This is a genomic window from Bartonella sp. AD328YNZD, assembly GCF_042196425.1.
This window is the reverse complement of sequence record NZ_JBHIQG010000411.1, coordinates 1-1,931: the sequence shown is the minus strand read 5'-3', so window position 1 is coordinate 1,931 and position 1,931 is coordinate 1. Positions and strand designations below refer to the sequence as shown.

Below are 1,931 nucleotides of genomic sequence, written 5' to 3'. Positions count from 1 at the left end.
ACTGATTTTGCTAAATTACGGGGTTGATCAACATCTGTTCCTAATAAAACAGCCGTATGATAAGCGATTAACTGAATGGGGAGAGCATAAATAATAGGAGCAATAAATTCTGAAACATCTGGCAAAGTAATCGTTGATAAAGTCTGAAAACAAGCTGCTTCTGCTCCTTTTTTATCGGTTATTAAAATAATACGACCATTGCGCGCTACTACTTCTTGCATATTAGAAAAAGTCTTTTCAAACCATCGATCATAAGGCGCCACAACAATAACGGGTATTGTCTCATCTACCAACGCAATTGGCCCATGCTTCAACTCACCCGCCGCATAACCTTCAGCATGAATATAAGAAAGCTCTTTCAATTTAAGAGCTCCCTCCAAAGCAATCGGATAAGAAGTTCCACGTCCTAAATAAAGAACACTTTTTGCATTCACCAAATCACGACAAATAGATTCAACTTTGCCTTCTAATTTTAAGACCTCATTTAAAATACGAGGAACTTCTGCCAACTGCTGAACCAATTGCTGTTCCATTTGAACTGTAAGATAACCACGTTGTTTAGCAGCACTAAGAGCAAGTGAAGCAAGCGTTGCCAATTGACAGGTAAAGGCTTTTGTTGAAGCAACACCAATTTCTGGTCCGGCAAGTGTTGGGAGAATAAAATCAGCCTCCCTTGCCATTGTTGATTGTTCAACATTCACAATTGTTGCTGTTTTTATACCCCGTTCACGACAATAACGCAAAGAAGCCAATGTATCCGCTGTTTCACCAGATTGAGAAACAAACAATGATAACGCATCAGACGTTATAGGAGGTTCGCGGTAACGAAATTCCGAAGCGACATCATTATCAACACTTAAAGCGGCAAATTTTTCAAACCAATAGCGCGCAACTAAGGTTGAGTAATAAGCCGTTCCACAACTCGCAAAAAGAAGCCGATGAATATTTTTCCAATCAATCAAATTCTCAAGTGGTCGAACTGCATAATTCCCAAGATCAAGATAATGCGCCAAATTATGAGAAATCACTTCAGGTTGTTCAAACATTTCCTTGTGCATAAAATGACGATGATTACCCTTAGAGATCAATAAAGCCCCTTCAAGTAATGGTGTCACAGGACGTTTTATCAGTTGGTTGTTGGCATCGTAAATTGTGACACCCTCCCGTGTGATAACAGCCCAATCCCCATCTTCCATATAGCTAATATGATCAACGAATGGCGCTAAAGCAATGGCATCTGATCCCACAAAAAATTCATCTTTTCCATAACCGATTGCCAGCGGTGGACCAGAACAAGCCGCAATCATAAGATTATCTTCACCTTCAAAAATAAGAGCAATAGCAAAAGCCCCCTGCAACCGTTTCCAACTTGTACGCATGGCTTCTTGCGGAGAAAGACCACTTTTTAATGCACGCGTTATTAAATGTGCAATAACTTCTGTATCTGTCTCTGTTTCAAAGATATAACCATCCTCAATGAGTTCCTTTCGTAATTCTATAAAATTTTCAATAATACCATTATGAACAACTGCAAGTTTTTTAGTTACATGGGGATGCGCATTGCGTTCAACAGCAATTCCATGCGTAGCCCAACGGGTATGGCCAATCCCTAAACTTCCCTCCAGAGGTATTTTTTTTAATTTTTCTTCTAAACGAACAAGTTTTCCTTCAGCACGTACACGATAAAGATGCCCATTATGGACTGTCGCCACCCCAGATGAATCATACCCTCTATATTCAAGACGTTTTAAACCCTCAACCAGAGAAGACGTAACACACCTCTTTCCAAGAATTCCAATAATTCCACACATTAAAAAGCTCCAACCCACATCTTAAGATTTAAATCTTATAAAACAATCCAACAACCTTTATTTAAAACTGTAAATAATAAAATAATTCAAACATGGAGTACGGCAATCTTTAAAAATAAA

General features: G+C 38.8%; 1 protein-coding gene. It reads right to left on the bottom strand.

Annotated features, from left to right (window positions below):
• The coding region (glmS, locus tag ACFIO3_RS12325) for a glutamine--fructose-6-phosphate transaminase (isomerizing) (protein WP_375704544.1) at nucleotides 1-1,811 on the bottom strand (1,811 nt) is incomplete at its 3' end.
• Nucleotides 1,812-1,931: the final 120 nt, after the last annotated feature.